General features: G+C 62.9%; 14 protein-coding genes. 12 read left to right on the top strand and 2 right to left on the bottom strand.

The genetic code is table 11. The annotated features are described in order from the left end of the window. Positions 1-227: 227 nt before the first annotated feature. Entirely contained in the window at positions 228-1,025 is a 798-nt protein-coding gene (locus ACHFFA_RS06260) for a right-handed parallel beta-helix repeat-containing protein (RefSeq protein WP_394270075.1), read from the top strand. Here ACHFFA_RS06260 and welK read toward each other — a convergent pair. Further along, positions 984-1,994, bottom strand: a complete 1,011-nt coding sequence (gene welK / locus ACHFFA_RS06265; RefSeq protein ID WP_394269984.1) for a beta-1,4-glucuronosyltransferase WelK — start codon at positions 1,992-1,994, stop codon at positions 984-986. The genes ACHFFA_RS06260 and welK overlap by 42 nt on opposite strands. A 213-nt stretch (positions 1,995-2,207) precedes the next feature. On the opposite strand from welK, the gene ACHFFA_RS06270 reads away from it, so the two are divergent. From ACHFFA_RS06270 to ACHFFA_RS06320, 11 genes are all read left to right on the top strand, one after another. Continuing rightward, positions 2,208-3,077 carry a hypothetical protein gene (locus ACHFFA_RS06270; protein WP_394269985.1) on the top strand — a complete coding sequence of 290 codons (870 nt, stop codon included), beginning with the start codon at positions 2,208-2,210 and terminating at the stop codon, positions 3,075-3,077. A 53-nt stretch (positions 3,078-3,130) separates the two neighbouring features. Continuing rightward, the gene (locus ACHFFA_RS06275) at positions 3,131-4,291 is read left to right on the top strand and encodes a polysaccharide pyruvyl transferase family protein (protein ID WP_394269986.1); all 1,161 of its coding nucleotides are present in this window, start codon (positions 3,131-3,133) and stop codon (positions 4,289-4,291) included. Next, complete coding sequence (locus ACHFFA_RS06280) at positions 4,288-5,526, top strand: Coenzyme F420 hydrogenase/dehydrogenase, beta subunit C-terminal domain (RefSeq protein ID WP_394269987.1); 1,239 nt, start codon at positions 4,288-4,290, stop codon at positions 5,524-5,526. Before ACHFFA_RS06275 ends, ACHFFA_RS06280 begins: the two co-directional genes overlap by 4 nt. 132 nt (positions 5,527-5,658) lie before the next feature. Further along, entirely contained in the window at positions 5,659-6,846 is a 1,188-nt protein-coding gene (locus ACHFFA_RS06285; protein WP_394269988.1) for a hypothetical protein, read from the top strand. A 10-nt stretch (positions 6,847-6,856) separates the two neighbouring features. Next, complete coding sequence (locus ACHFFA_RS06290) at positions 6,857-7,753, top strand: polysaccharide biosynthesis/export family protein (protein ID WP_394269989.1); 897 nt, start codon at positions 6,857-6,859, stop codon at positions 7,751-7,753. A 28-nt stretch (positions 7,754-7,781) separates the two neighbouring features. Then, the gene (locus ACHFFA_RS06295; RefSeq protein WP_394269990.1) at positions 7,782-9,104 is read left to right on the top strand and encodes a GumC family protein; all 1,323 of its coding nucleotides are present in this window, start codon (positions 7,782-7,784) and stop codon (positions 9,102-9,104) included. Continuing rightward, positions 9,101-9,838 (top strand): CpsD/CapB family tyrosine-protein kinase, encoded by a 738-nt coding sequence (locus tag ACHFFA_RS06300; protein WP_394269991.1) that lies wholly within the window; start codon positions 9,101-9,103, stop codon positions 9,836-9,838. Before ACHFFA_RS06295 ends, ACHFFA_RS06300 begins: the two co-directional genes overlap by 4 nt. A 64-nt stretch (positions 9,839-9,902) precedes the next feature. After that, complete coding sequence (gene xrtV / locus ACHFFA_RS06305) at positions 9,903-10,727, top strand: exosortase V (protein WP_394269992.1); 825 nt, start codon at positions 9,903-9,905, stop codon at positions 10,725-10,727. After that, a complete protein-coding gene (locus tag ACHFFA_RS06310; RefSeq protein ID WP_394269993.1) occupies positions 10,724-11,407 on the top strand; it encodes an exosortase C-terminal domain/associated protein EpsI in 684 nt (227 codons plus the stop codon). Before xrtV ends, ACHFFA_RS06310 begins: the two co-directional genes overlap by 4 nt. A gap of 107 nt (positions 11,408-11,514) precedes the next feature. Further along, complete coding sequence (locus tag ACHFFA_RS06315) at positions 11,515-11,922, top strand: host attachment protein (RefSeq protein ID WP_394269994.1); 408 nt, start codon at positions 11,515-11,517, stop codon at positions 11,920-11,922. 163 nt (positions 11,923-12,085) lie between these two features. Continuing rightward, positions 12,086-13,078 (top strand): serine hydrolase, encoded by a 993-nt coding sequence (locus ACHFFA_RS06320; RefSeq protein ID WP_394269995.1) that lies wholly within the window; start codon positions 12,086-12,088, stop codon positions 13,076-13,078. A gap of 100 nt (positions 13,079-13,178) precedes the next feature. Here ACHFFA_RS06320 and ACHFFA_RS06325 read toward each other — a convergent pair whose 3' ends face one another. Beyond that, positions 13,179-13,463, bottom strand: coding sequence for a hypothetical protein (locus tag ACHFFA_RS06325; protein WP_394269996.1), 285 nt, complete (start codon positions 13,461-13,463; stop codon positions 13,179-13,181). Between the last annotated feature and the right edge of the window lie 154 nt (positions 13,464-13,617).

The raw sequence follows: 13,617 nt of genomic DNA on the forward strand, positions 1-13,617 counted from the left end.
ACGCCCCTTCTTTGGCATTGCACTTACCAGCCGAAATTGTGCGCCGCGAGCGTCTCTGCCGCCCCTGCCTTGTGGAGGGACGCATGATCGAATTGCTCCAAAGCGCGAAAGCCGGCGACGAAATTAATCTCGGCGCCCGGCGGGTCGCACCATTCTACCTGCGCGACGTTCGCTTCGACGAACCGGTGACGATTCGCGGCGGCATATTCGATTGCCCTGACGAGACGATGCGCTGCTTCCGGCTGGACAATTGCGCCGGCCTGGTTTTCGACGGCGCGCAGTTTACCGGTCGCGACCAGACCGCCGGGGCCGTACTCGTCGATAGAGGCACCAACATTGCGTTTCGCCGGGCAGGATTTTCCGGCCTCAAACACGGGCTGGCGCATCGGGGCGTCGAGGGATTTGAGGTCAGCGACTGCCGATTTTCCGATATGCGGATCGATGCGATCCGGGGCGGCGGATCCTCGCGAGTGCTGATAGCGCGCAATGTGGCAAGCGACTTCTTCCCTGTCGACACCGGAGGGGACGGCGATCATCCCGATTTCATTCAGTTCTGGCCCTTGGCCGGGTACACGGCAAACGACGATATCGTTATCACCGACAACCTCTACCGCCGAGGTAGCGGTCGCCCGGCGCAAGGCATCTTCGTGCGCGGGATCTATTCCGATCGGCCTCGCTTCGGCCGAGTGATCGTACGAGGCAATCGCATCGAGGCAGGCTTGCGTAATGGCATAAGCGTCTCGGGTGCGGCCGCGGGCGAGATTGCGGACAATATCATCGTCTCGCAAGACGATGTCATCTCGTTCCTGCGGGTCGAAGAATTTGGCGGCACCGTGAACGGTAATTGCGCGCGTCATTTCGTGGGCGACGTTCCCCTTACCAGCAACAGGCTGGGCGAACCCCTGGCGGCGAGTGACCCGAGTACCGTTAAGATAACCGTGCAGCCCGGGCAGTCTCTGATCGTTACCACGGCGGCAGGCTTGTCACCCGGTGCGGGCCATCCACTCCTCGAGGTGATCGATTAGGGCCGAATAGTCGGTCGTGGCGCGAACAGGTTCGCGCTGCCTGAGGCGTTCGATCGCGGTCGCGAATTCTTCGGGCGTGTCGGCCACCTCGATCAGCCCGCGCTTGCGAAAGTTCTCGGTGATCTCGGCCTGGTGATTGTCGTAATGCTCGCCCAATTCGTATCGGCGCGGCACGGCGATCACCCGGCACCCGGCCCGCAAGGCGGTGATGAGTGAGCCGGTTCCGCCATGGCAGACGACGAAGTCGGCCCGTTCGAGCAGTGCCTGAATGTCCTCGAAAGAAAAGGCTTCGGCGCATTCGATCCCAGCGCAATCGACGTTCGCGCCATTACCGGTCTGCAGGATCACCCGCCCATCGATCACACCGTCGCGATATGCCCCCGTCACAAGATCGACCAGGCGCGGAAAAGCGAGGGTGGCGCCGACCGTTCCGAACACAAGGTGCTCCTTGGGCGGTCGAGGCGCATCGATCGTCCGGAAAGGGTCGAAGGCCTGCGAACCCTTCCAGTTCGCCGCCAGGGTCTTCGCCTGCGCAATTCGCAGATGGGCCAGGGGGCTCATCAGGCGGGCGAAAGTGGACGGCCGCTCGAACCGGGCAAACGAATCGATGAGCACGATCCGCGCACCTTTCATCCGCGCCAGCATCACGAGCGGCGCCATCGAGCCGGCGCCCGTAGTGAGGACCACATCAGGCTTGGTCTGCGCCAATATCCGCCACGATTCGCGCAAGCTCACCGCGGCAGCGGCAACCATCTTGAGCGGTTTGCCCAGCTTCGCCTGCCCCAATGCCACATGGGGAACGAAGTAGGTTTCCTGGGTTTGCGCAATCGACCGGCCGAGCGCGGAATCCTCGGTCACGAAGAAGCTGTCATGCTTCTTCCACAAGGGCTCGAGATCGAGCAATTGCCGGACATGTCCACCGCCCGATGCGGCGAGACAGACGCGTAAGCGCTTCCCTCCCTCGGCCATGAATGCGGCGAACTCCCTTGATCGCTAACTTTTGATCGCCCCCGACCGTGCCGAAAGAGGACACCTTGCCTACAGCAATCCGGTTGCGAGTGTCGTTTGAACTCGGGAAACCTTTTCCCTTTAATCAAAGTTCGAGTGTGTTATTCGGTCCCGCGACCGAAGAGCCGCCCTCATGCAACAGTTCGATCATCGACATCGCGAGTAAGGAAGATCATGAAATCCGTAAAGGTGTTATTCGCGCTGAGCATCGTGCTGGCGGGCTGCGATTCCAGCGATGCGCCCAGCGGGCAGGTTGCTGCAACGCTCGACGGAGAGGAAATCACCGTCAGCCAGATCGGATCGGAACTGGCGGCACTCGGGATTCCGCAGCAAAGCCAGAACCCCGAACTTGCCAATCGGGTGCTCGATGCGGCGCTCAATCGCAAGATCCTCGCCAACGAAGCGCGCGAGCGCGGTCTGGACAAGACGCCCGCCGGCGCGCTGGCGATCCAGCGGGCTGAGGAAGCTGCGCTGGTCGACATGCTGCGCCGCGATCTGACGGCTCAGTCCCCGCGTCCCTCCGATGACGAAGCGCGGCGCTTCATCACCGAGAATCCCGCGATGTTTGCCGATCGCTTCGTCAGCGTGGTCGAACAGGTAGTGGTGCCGCAGATCACGCCGGCTGTGCTCCGGCAGATGCAGCCGATCGAGACGCTGGCAGGTATCCGCGCCCTGCTCGATCAGAACCGGATTCCTTACCAGACGACGATGGGCAGCGTCGATTCGCTGACCGTCGGCCCCGCGGTCGCGCGCCAGCTTGTCGGGCTCGGCGTCGGCGAAGTCTATGTCCTGCCGCAAGGCAACGGCGCGCGGATCAATGCCGTCGTCTCCCGCAAGGGCTATCCGATCCCCGACGACCGGGCCTTGGGGATCGCGCGCGAGATGCTGGCTCAGCAGCGGGCGAATGGCCAGGCACAGAGCGTCTTCAAGTCGATCATCGACGAGAAGAAACAGACCGTGCAGTATGCCGAGAACTTTTCGGCGCCCAAGCCTGCAGCCGCACCGAACCCCGGGGCCTCCCCCACCGCGGAACCGGGGCGCTGAGCGGCGGCTCCGCCCCCGCCCGCGTTCCTCATCCCGCCAATAATCGGAATGTCATGAAACCGGTTCGTATCGGCCTCCTTTGGCATTCGCTGAGGGCGGGCAATCTTGGTGTCGGCGCCCTGACCCTGGGCAACATGGCGATCATCCGCGAAGTCGCCGCCGACCTCGGCCGGGAGGTCGAGTTCGTCGTCCTCTCGATGCGCGAAAACTACACCGAATCGATCGCCCCCGGGGTGGAGCAGTTCGAGATCGACAGCCGCACGATGTTCTCGCCTTCGGGCTTCTGGGCCAAGGTCGGTACGCTCGACTGCGTCATCGATATCGGCGCGGGCGACAGCTTTGCCGATATCTACGGCGCCAAGCGCTTTGGCTTCATGTGGCTTTCAAAACAGCTCACCCTGTGGAACGGCGTGCCGCTGATCCTGGCTCCGCAGACGATCGGTCCCTTCCAAAGCCCGTGGGCGCGCCCATTGGCCGCATCGGTCATGAAGCGCGCTGTGGCGGTTGTCGCCCGGGATCGCCAGTCGCTTGCCGCGATCACGCAGGTCGCCCCGACGGCGAAGGCCCATCTTGCGGTCGATGTCGCGTTCAAGCTTCCTTTCGAGGATCGCTCCCACCTCCGCGGCCAGGGCGGCAAGCGCCGTATCGGCATCAATGCGTCCGGGCTGCTTTGCCGTCAGGCGGAGACGGGCGAGAACCGTTTCGGCCTCTCCTTCGACTACCTTGCGCTTCACCGGCGGTTGCTGGCCTATCTGTGCGCCCGGGACGATGTCGAAGTGCATCTCGTGACCCACGCGAACAGCGCGAGCGACAAGAGCGACGATGACGGTGCGTGGGCCGATCGCCTGCAGGGCGAATACCCGCAAGCGATAAGGGTGCCCGACTTCGCGAATCCAAGCGAGGCCAAAAGCTATATCTCCGGGCTCGATTTCCTGATCGCCGGCCGGATGCATGCCTGCATCGCGGCGTTTTCCTCGTGCACACCGGTGGTGCCGATTGCCTACAGTCGCAAGTTTTCCGGTCTGTTCGGATTGCTGGAATACCCATGGCTCACGCCGGTCGCCGGGATGAACGAGGACGAAGCCTTTGCTTTCGTAACGCGGGCGTTCGGGGAAGCGGAGGAGATGGAGCAGGCGGAACGCGCCGCACTTGGCAAGGTCGAGGAGATGCTCGACGGTTACCGCTCGGTTCTGCGGGCGCAGCTTGCCCGATGAACGATCAGCTTCTTTTCCCTTCTCCGGCTCTCGAGCGGGTCGAGAAGGGCAAGCTATGTTCCGGGTGCGGCCTGTGCGCCGGCATCGCACCCGGTGCAATCGTGATGACGAACGAGGAGCCGGGTTACGCGCGCCCGCGGCAATTGGCGCCGGTCACCCGCGCAATCGATCAGACGATTGCCGAAACCTGCCCCGGCCTAACTGTTTTCGGCTGGGATCGCATGATCGATGCGGCGCAAACGCACGAATCCTGGGGCCCCTATCTCGAATGCCTGACCGGTCATGCGATCGATCCGGCGGTTCGGCATGCCGGCTCGTCAGGCGGGATGATCTCGGCCCTCGCCATCCATGCACTGGAAAGCGGCCTTGCGGCTCAGGTCCTGCATGTCGTCGGCGACCGTGACTTTCCGACGGGGAATCGGACGGTGTTATCGCGGAACAGGGCGGAAGTGCTAGCGCGGGCGGGTTCGCGCTATGCACCCTCCTCGCCGCTGATCGATATAGACCGCTTGCTTGATGCAGGTACGCCGACGGTCTTCATCGGCAAACCCTGCGATGTTTCCGCGCTGCGGTCGCTCGCAGTTCGCGATCCGCGGGTGGACCAAGTCTTTCCGCTCAAACTGTCCTTTTTCTGTGGCGGGATCCCAAGCCATGCTGGCGCGGCGCGGATCGTCGAGGCGATGGGCCTTGTACCAAACGAGATCACTGATTTCCGCTATCGCGGGAACGGCTGGCCGGGTTTGACCGTCGCACGCGAACGGTCGGGTCGGACGGGCGAGATGCGCTATGAGGATAGCTGGGGCCGGTATCTTTCGAGCCAGGTCCAGTTCCGGTGCAAGATCTGTCCCGACCCGGTCGGCGGGGTGGCCGATATTGCCTGCGCCGATGCCTGGTATGGCGGGGAAAGCGGCTATCCGCAATTTGATGAAGCCGATGGTCGGAGCCTTGTCATGGTGCGCAGCGCAATCGGCCAGGCTTTCCTCGCCGAGGCGTTGCGTGCCGGCAAGGTCAGCACCGAGCCGCTTGCAATTGCCGAAGTGGACCTGATGCAGCCCGCACAGGCACGGCGCAAACGGCGGATCGCGGCACGGATGGCGGCATGGCGCGCGGCATTGCGCCCCGTTCCCGAAATGAAAGGTTTACTTGTTGCAACGGCAACCCGAAAAGAACGACCGCATCTGCTCCTGAAAGAGTTTCTCGGCACGATACGCCGTGTCTTACAGGGACGGATTTGATAAACAGATGGATCGCCGTGTGGGTTGGCGAGTATTCCAGAGCCGGATCCTGCACACCATGCGGCCACAGGGAGATCGCTTATGGCGAAGGTAAATCGCAATATGCGCGCTGTCGCCGCCGTGGCAGGTGCAATGACAATCGCGGCTCTTGCGGGGAGCGCATCGGCACAAACCGTGGGCGAGGACTTCCTCGAATTCGGCGCCCAGGTGGACCTTCGGTACGATAGTAACGTCGTCAACGGCAATTCCGAGCGGGCGGAGGCGCGCGGTTATGACAAGACCGACCAGATCATCACCCCGTCGATAACCGCAACTATCAACAAGACCCTCGGCCGTCATGCCATCCGGGCCTCGGCTCTGGTTGGGTATGATTTCCACCTCCAGAACCCCCGCCTCGACAGCGAGCGTATCGCGGCCGATCTCGACGGCCTTCTGAACCTTTCGCTGTGCGAAGTGCGTCCGGGAGCCAGTTTTCAGCGCCGGCAGGCAGAAGCCGGTAACCGCGCACTCGTCCTCGATCCCACACTTGGAATCGACAACGTCCAGACCATCCAGGAATACAAGGTCGATGCATCCTGCGGGCGGCCCATCGGCCTCCGGGCGATCGGCGGCGTCAGCTGGCGAATGGGCGACAACTCCAGCGTACTGCGCCAGCTGGCCGATTACGACAGTTTCACCTATCATGGCGGGATCGGCTATCATCAGCCGTCCATCGGCACGCTCGACCTCTATGTGTCGAACGAAAGTACGGAATACGAAAACCGCCTGATCGGCGACGAACTCGATAGCTACGATGTCCGGCGTTATGGCGCGTCGTTCGAGCGAGATATCGGCGCCCGGTGGAACGCCAGGGTCGAGGCATTTTATGTCAATGTCGATTCGGCCGCGGTGATCGGTGACGATTTCAGCGGAGCCGGCTGGAACATCGCCTTGAACGGCACCTTTCCGCCGCGACTGCAAATCGGCCTTGAATTCGGGAAAGACGTGTTCCCGGTCCTGAACAACGATGCCCTTTACATGCGACAGACGCTGTATGGCGTGAGGGCGAACTATGCGCTGAACGAAAACTGGGACCTTGCCGCCGCCTACTCGCTGCGCGATCGCAACTATACCTACAGCCAGCTCTTGCCGCCCAGCACCGAGGGCAACTTGCTGGAAGATCAGTTCAACCTCGCGACAGTTTCGGCAACCTACAAGACGGCCAGTCCTCTCAGCTTCACGCTGTATGGTGGATACGAAAACCGCTCGGCCAACAACCCCTTGTTCGATTACGACGGGTTTTATGCCGGCTTAACGGTTAAGTATGTACTGCGGCGATAGGAACCATCGAATGATCAACGTAGCGTTTACTTCCCGTTCCGCCCTCCGCTGTCTCGGTGCGGTCGGCTTCGTGGCGATGTCGGTCTCGCCGGTTGCGGCGCAGACTTCGGCGTTCGAACAGGACGTGGCCCCTCCGGTAGAAGCTGCTCGCAATGACGCTTCTGCCGCGGACGCGTCGCAGCCCCCCCTCGCGGCAGGCTATATCCTCGGCCCCGGGGATATCATCGAGGTCTCGGTCGCCGGGCAGGAGGAGTACAAGTCGCGGGTCCAGGTCCAGGTGGACGGAACGGTCCAGCTTCCCTTCATTCGCGACGTGAAGGCGGAAGATCTGACGATTTCGCAGTTGCAGAACGAGGTGGCCCGCCAACTCAAGGCCGGAGGCTATTACAACGATCCGGTCGTGAACGTCATCGTCGCGGGCTATGCCAGCCGTTATGTCGTAGTCCTCGGGCAGGTGGGAACGCCTGGCCTGGTCCCGATCGATCGCAACTATCGCCTGTCGGAAATGATCGCCCGCGTCGGCGGGATCGCCGCAGACGGATCGGAGACGGTCACCCTCACCCGCGCCTCGGGCGAGAAGATCAATGTCACGCTCGAGGAAATGGCGACCGGCGGGACGGACCGCGATCCCTATGTCGCCCCCGGCGACAAGATCTTCGTCGACCGTGTTGCCGAAGGCTCGCAGGCGACCTTCTGCATCTATGGCGCCGTGAATGCGGCGGGCTGCTATCCGGTGAGCGACGAGATGTCGCTCCGCATGGCGCTTGCCCGGGCCGGTGGCCTCTCGGCGCTGGGATCGGAAAAGAAGATCACGGTCTTCCGCAACGGGCGCGACATCGGCAAGCTCGACCTCGCCCAGCCGGTTCTCGAAGGCGATGTCCTCAAGGTTGGCGAGCGGTTCTTCTGAGCCCGGTTTGCAAGTATAGGCGGCACACATGAGCATTACCCAGTTCTTCCGCATCCTGTGGGCCCGCCGCATGCTGATCGGGGCGACCACGGCGGTCGCGCTTTTCGCCACGCTGCTGGTCGCCTGGATCATGCCGCCGCGCTATGAGGCGACGTCGCGCGTGATGCTCGACATCGTCAAGCCCGATCCGGTTACCGGGCAGACGATCGCACCGCAATGGTCGCGCGCCTATGTCGGCACGCAATTGCAGATGGTGACCGATCCGCAGATCGCTGAACGGGTCGCGGTCAAGGCCGGGTGGGTCGATTCGCCCGAACTGGCGCAGGAGTACCGCGAAAGCGGCGCGGCCGGACGCATGGAATATCGCCGCTGGCTCGCCCAGCGGGTGATCGACAACACCACCGCCGCCATGGTCCCGGGGAGCAACATTCTCGAAATCACCTATGCCAGCACTTCGCCAGAGCCGGCGGCCAAGCTTGCGGATCTCGTGCGCGACGCCTTTGTCGAGGAATCGCTCGAAAACCGGCGGGCAGCGGCGCAGCGCAATGCCGAATGGTTCCAGACCCAGCTTGAAGAGGTCCAGGGTGCGCTGGCCGATGCGCAGCAGGCAAAAACGAATTTCGAGCGCGCCAACGGCGTCGTGCTGACAGACGATCTGATCGACACGGATACCACTCGCCTGCGGGCACTGGCAGGCTCCACTCCGGCGACCCAGACGCAGACCATGACGGGGGGCGGGGTCGCTCCTTCGGCGGGGCAATTGGCGCAAATCGATGCGGCAATCGCCGCGGCCTCTCGCACGCTCGGTCCCAACCACCCGAGCCTCGTCCAATTGCGTCAGCAACGCGCAGCCCTTGCCTCCTCCGTCGCGCGCGAGTCGGCATCGCAACCCCGGTTCGTGACCAGCGGACCGACCTTGGAATCGCTTTATAACGAGCAACAGGCCCGGGTGCTGCAGAAGGCCGGCGCCGCCAACGAGGCGCGGCGGCTTGCCACCGACGTCATCGTCCTTCGCGAACGGTATCAGGAAACTGCGGCCCGCGCTGCACAGCTGGAACAGGAAGCGCAGTCGAACGAAAGCGGGCTTACCCTTCTCAACGACGCCGTGGTGCCGCAGGCACGCACTTTTCCGAACTATCCGTTCCTGATGATCGTCTCGCTGGCTGCGGGACTTGGCATCGGGGTGCTGGCATCGCTGTTGCTCGAGCTGTTCAAACGGCGGGTTCGTGGGGTCGAGGAATTGCAGTTGATCGATGCGCCAGTCCTTGGCGCGATGCACGAAGCGGCGGACACCAATCAGAAGACGGGTCGTCCCTTCGCACGGCTACGGGGGGAACAATTCGCAACATGAACACGCTCGCCACATCGCCAGAGGGTGACTGGTCACCCGCACAGGACCCGGAACCGTCCTTCTCGCCCGCCAGTGCGGAGGCGCAGGAACAGGGCGGCGACTATGCCTTCTCCGACAAGCTGGTTCTCCTTTCGGGACGCGGTTCGCTGGAGGCGGAAACGATTTCGTTGCTGCTGTCCGAGCTGCTCTCACAGCATGTCCAGAACGCCAAGCGCGGCATTACCTTCTGCAGCCCGTCCAAAGATACCGGCTGCACTTACATTGCGGCCAATATCGCGGTTGCCATGGCGATGTCGGGCGTCCGCACAATTCTCGTCGATGCAAACCTGCGCGATCCAGCGATCGATCGGTATATCACCCCCCCGGCCCCGGCGATCGGGCTTCTTCAGTGTCTGAACGAAGACGAGATGCCGCTGGCGGAGGCGATCCATCACGAAGTTCTGCCCAATCTTTCGGTCCTGTATGCGGGCGGCACGTCGAGCGAGGCCGGCCTGCTGGCCTCGACCCGCGCCGGCGAAGTGTTCGGAGAATGCCTGCGCGATTACGCCTGCGTCATCGTCGACACGGCCCCTGCCAATCGCAGTTCCGATGCGATGCGGGTCGCCAATATACTGCGCTATGCGCTCATCATCGCGCGCAAGGACAAGTCCTACGTCAATGACATCAAGAAGCTTGCTTCCGATATTCGCCAGAACAAGGGCGAAATCCTCGGGACCTTCCTGAATGCCTACTGAGGCGATCCTTCCCGGGTCGCCGTCCCAATCGAGCGCGCCGCAACGCAGCAATGTGTCGCGCGTCATGGCGAACTGGCCGCTCGCACTGGTCTGTCTCGCCTTTGCAATCCCGACGATCATCCGATTGGCGGAAAATTCGTGGACGCTGGAGATCGGCGCCCACGGACCGATCGTGCTGGCGACAGGGTTCTGGCTGCTTTCCCGGTGTGACTGGTCGCGCAGCCCGCTCGACGTTGCCAGGAACGGCGCGCCGCTTGCCTGGGCTGGAATCGCGGCCTCGCTCGCGCTTTATGTGTTCGGGCGGGCCTACGACTTCCTCATGCTGGAGACGGCCGGGCTGTACTTCGCGCTGATCGGCGTTCTGGTGCTGACCGTCGGCCCTCGCGCGGTTCTGCGCAACGCCTTCCCGTTGTTCTACCTTGCGTTCCTGATCCCCCCGCCCGGCTGGGTCATCGATCTCGTCACCGCGCCGCTGCAGCATTTCATTTCCTACGCCGCGACCGAAGTCATGCGGGCACTCGATTACCCCGTGTCGCGCAGCGGCGTCGCGATCGAGGTCGCGCAATATCGCCTGCTGGTGGAACAGGCCTGTTCGGGAATGAACTCGATCGTCGGGCTAACCGCGGTCACCCTCTTCTACATCTATCTCCTTCATGGATCGAGCTGGCGCTATGCGCTGCTGCTCATCGCACTGATCCTGCCGATTGCGGTCTTCGTAAACTTCCTGCGGGTGATGACGTTGATTCTGGTCACCTATCACTATGGCGACGGCGTGGCGCAGGGGGTGTTTCACAATACCGCAGGCGTCGCCTTGTTCGCAGTGGCCCTGGCGATGATGTTCGCGGTCGATGCCGGGCTGCGCAAGCTGTTGGGGCACCGCATCCGATGAGCGCGATCGATCGGCGAACGGTGATGCTGGGCGGCGCTTTCGCCGCGGCATTCGGGCTCGGCACCTGGCTGACTCCGCGTCTGGAACTGCGTTACCTCGAAGGGGGGGATCTCGGCCCGGTCATTCCCGAACGGTTTGGCGCGTGGGTGTCGGAATTCGATCCCAACCTGATCGTTCCTCCCAGCGAAGGCAGCCTGACCGACCGGTTGTATGACGATCTCGTCACCCGCCGTTATCGCAATACGCAGACAGGCGAGCAGGTGATGTTCCTGGCGGCCTATGGCGCATCGCAGACCGACGATCTGCAGCTTCACCGGCCCGAGGCATGCTACCCCGCGGTCGGTATGCAGATCGCCTCGCGCAAGCCGGTCACGCTGGCGCTTGCCGGGCGCAAGATACCTGCGGTCGAACTGACGGCGACGGCCCCGGGCCGGGTCGAGGATATCGTCTACTGGAGCCGGATGGGCGACAGTTTCCCGCGGACGGCCGATGAGCAGAGGAGCGAGAAGCTGGCCGAGGCCTTCAAGGGTAACATTCCCGACGGTATCCTCGTTCGCGCTTCCCATGTCCGACCGGAAGGCGCCCCGCCCACCGCCGACCTTGCCGGCTTCCTTGGCGAACTTGTCGCCGCCATCGGGCCGAACGATCGCCTGCCCCTGCTGGGCAAAGGCACGGCATAGGCTTTTGCCTTCCTGATCAGCCATGTTTGATGGGCTATTAAGCTTGCGGACCTCTCCTGCACCTCGAACGTTGGATCTTCGAACCAACAACTGACGAGGAGTACCCGATGAAATTGCCGCACAAGGCCCATGTCGCGATCGTCGACGGCGAGAATTTCACCCTGATGCGCAATGCGGGTCAGCCGTTCGAACCCAAGCTGGAGGGTGCACAGCGCCCCGATCTGGAAACGACCAACTACAGCGCCGGGATCAAGAATCAGGACGACGAGAGCCAGCGAAGCGGCAGTACCGATCTGGAAGAACTGGCGCACGGGGCCGCAGCGGCTGAATGGCTCAATGCCAAGGTCATTGCGAACGAGATCGACGATTTGCTGGTGATCGCCGATCCCAAGACGCTGGGCGAGATGCGGCGGCATTATCATGGCGAGCTGGAAAAGCGCCTTGTCGGCGAAATCGCCAAGACCATGACGGGTGAGCCGACCGCCCGGATCGAAAAGGCAATCGCAGCCGCCTGATCGCGGCACGCACTTTGCCGGTCCCCCTGGCGAGAGTGCAACGCGGCGGCGGCACGCTTGATCGTCGCCGCGCTTGCACCCGTACCGATTGCGCTGTTAAGTTCCCGATAACCATGCGGGGTCTAGACGGGCGGGTATGCAGATAAGGGCGATCGGACGATGGATGGCAGCGGGGGTACTGGCCTTGGCCACTCCGCTAGCGGCGCAAACTCAGGCTTCCGGGGCAGACTATCGGGCGCAGTTCGATACCACGCTGGGCACCGAAGTACGCCAGCCCCAGACCTTCGATGCTGTCTATCAGAACGCCTTCGAACAACGCATTGCTGAGCTTGCCGAAGGAACGCGCGGACGCATCGGGGTCGCGGCGATGGACCTGTCGACCGGCCAGCGCATCAGCGTGTTGGGGGACCAGCGTTTCCCGATGGCGAGCACCAGCAAGATCGCGGTGGCGGCGACCTTTCTCGAGGGGGTCGAAAAAGGGCGCTGGTCGCTGACCAGCAAGTTCCCGCTCCTCCTGCCGAGCCGGTCCGCGCGGTTTTCGACCAAGGTCGCTCCGGTCTACGAGGGCGAGCGTATGGCGGCGATCGATCTCATCGAGATCATGATCACCCGTTCGAGCAATCCTGCCACCGATGCCCTTCTGCGCGTCGTCGGCGGGCCCAAGGAGGTCAACGCCTGGATGCGGCGGCAAGGCATTCGCGAGTTCAGCATCGACCGCGACATTGCGACGCTCGTCCGTGACGATGGCCAGTATAATCCTGCGAACCATATCGATCCGCGGGATAGCGCGACTCCAAACGCGATGCTCACGCTCCTTACCGGGCTTTACCAGGGCAAGCACCTTTCCGCCGAATCGCGGCGAGTCCTGCTCGGAGCGATGAGCCGGACACGGACGGGCAAGCGCCGTATCCCGGCGTTGATGCCGGCCGGTGTGCGGGTGTCGCACAAGACCGGCTCGCTCAACAACACGTCGAGCGACGTCGGAATTCTCGAACTGCCGGATGGACGTGCCATTGCCGTTGCGATCTACGTCACCGGTCAGGGGACGCGTCTCGACCGAGAAGCGAAGATCGCTCAGCTCGCGCGCGCTATCCACGATGGGTATGCAGCGCAAAGGGCCCGGGTGCTGACCGGCGCCAATTATGGCGGACAGTAGAGCGGAACCCGACGAGCTATCTCACGGACAAAAGAAAAGGGCAGCGCCGCGAGGCACTGCCCTTTCCTGTTCGAGCTGAAGAGCCCGAAGCGTCGACCGATTAGTCAGCCTGGGCTTCGGTGGTCGTCTCGTCCTGCACGTCGGCTTCGACTTCCGCGGCAGCGGCATCGACTTCGCCGGCAACTTCGTTGGTGGTTTCGGCGGTTTCGGCGGCGACTGCGTCACCGGCCTGCTCGATTTCCGAACCAGCGGCTTCGAGATTGGCTTCGGTGTCGTTGGCGGCGCTTTCCGCGGTGGTGGCGGCAGCGTCCTGGGTCTCTTCCGAGCAAGCGGCAAGCGACAGGGCAGCGGCCGAAGCAGCGGCGATAAGAGCGATCTTACGCATAAGAACTGGTCCTTTGGATTAATTACTGCAACCGGCGGCCCGTAGGTCACCGCGAGAAAGCCGTGTCGGCCCTCACCCAAGCCAAATAGTGGCGGCATTGTGGCAACGCAAGAGCTTTCGCCACAATTTGCCATAATCGTGACGTGTTTTCGCC

It is taken from the genome of Qipengyuania sp. (assembly GCF_043423005.1).
Taxonomy (GTDB): Bacteria; Pseudomonadota; Alphaproteobacteria; order Sphingomonadales; family Sphingomonadaceae; genus Qipengyuania.

Bases quoted from the DNA above. Each gene is read 5' to 3' on its own strand.
- ACHFFA_RS06260 (WP_394270075.1), top strand. From the start codon at position 228: ATGCGCTGCTTCCGGCTGGACAATTGCGCCGGCCTGGTTTTCGACGGC.
- welK (WP_394269984.1), bottom strand. From the start codon at position 1,994: ATGGCCGAGGGAGGGAAGCGCTTACGCGTCTGTCTCGCCGCATCGGGC.
- ACHFFA_RS06270 (WP_394269985.1), top strand. From the start codon at position 2,208: ATGAAATCCGTAAAGGTGTTATTCGCGCTGAGCATCGTGCTGGCGGGC.
- ACHFFA_RS06275 (WP_394269986.1), top strand. From the start codon at position 3,131: ATGAAACCGGTTCGTATCGGCCTCCTTTGGCATTCGCTGAGGGCGGGC.
- ACHFFA_RS06280 (WP_394269987.1), top strand. From the start codon at position 4,288: ATGAACGATCAGCTTCTTTTCCCTTCTCCGGCTCTCGAGCGGGTCGAG.
- ACHFFA_RS06285 (WP_394269988.1), top strand. From the start codon at position 5,659: ATGACAATCGCGGCTCTTGCGGGGAGCGCATCGGCACAAACCGTGGGC.
- ACHFFA_RS06290 (WP_394269989.1), top strand. From the start codon at position 6,857: ATGATCAACGTAGCGTTTACTTCCCGTTCCGCCCTCCGCTGTCTCGGT.
- ACHFFA_RS06295 (WP_394269990.1), top strand. From the start codon at position 7,782: ATGAGCATTACCCAGTTCTTCCGCATCCTGTGGGCCCGCCGCATGCTG.
- ACHFFA_RS06300 (WP_394269991.1), top strand. From the start codon at position 9,101: ATGAACACGCTCGCCACATCGCCAGAGGGTGACTGGTCACCCGCACAG.
- xrtV (WP_394269992.1), top strand. From the start codon at position 9,903: ATGGCGAACTGGCCGCTCGCACTGGTCTGTCTCGCCTTTGCAATCCCG.
- ACHFFA_RS06310 (WP_394269993.1), top strand. From the start codon at position 10,724: ATGAGCGCGATCGATCGGCGAACGGTGATGCTGGGCGGCGCTTTCGCC.
- ACHFFA_RS06315 (WP_394269994.1), top strand. From the start codon at position 11,515: ATGAAATTGCCGCACAAGGCCCATGTCGCGATCGTCGACGGCGAGAAT.
- ACHFFA_RS06320 (WP_394269995.1), top strand. From the start codon at position 12,086: ATGGCAGCGGGGGTACTGGCCTTGGCCACTCCGCTAGCGGCGCAAACT.
- ACHFFA_RS06325 (WP_394269996.1), bottom strand. From the start codon at position 13,463: ATGCGTAAGATCGCTCTTATCGCCGCTGCTTCGGCCGCTGCCCTGTCG.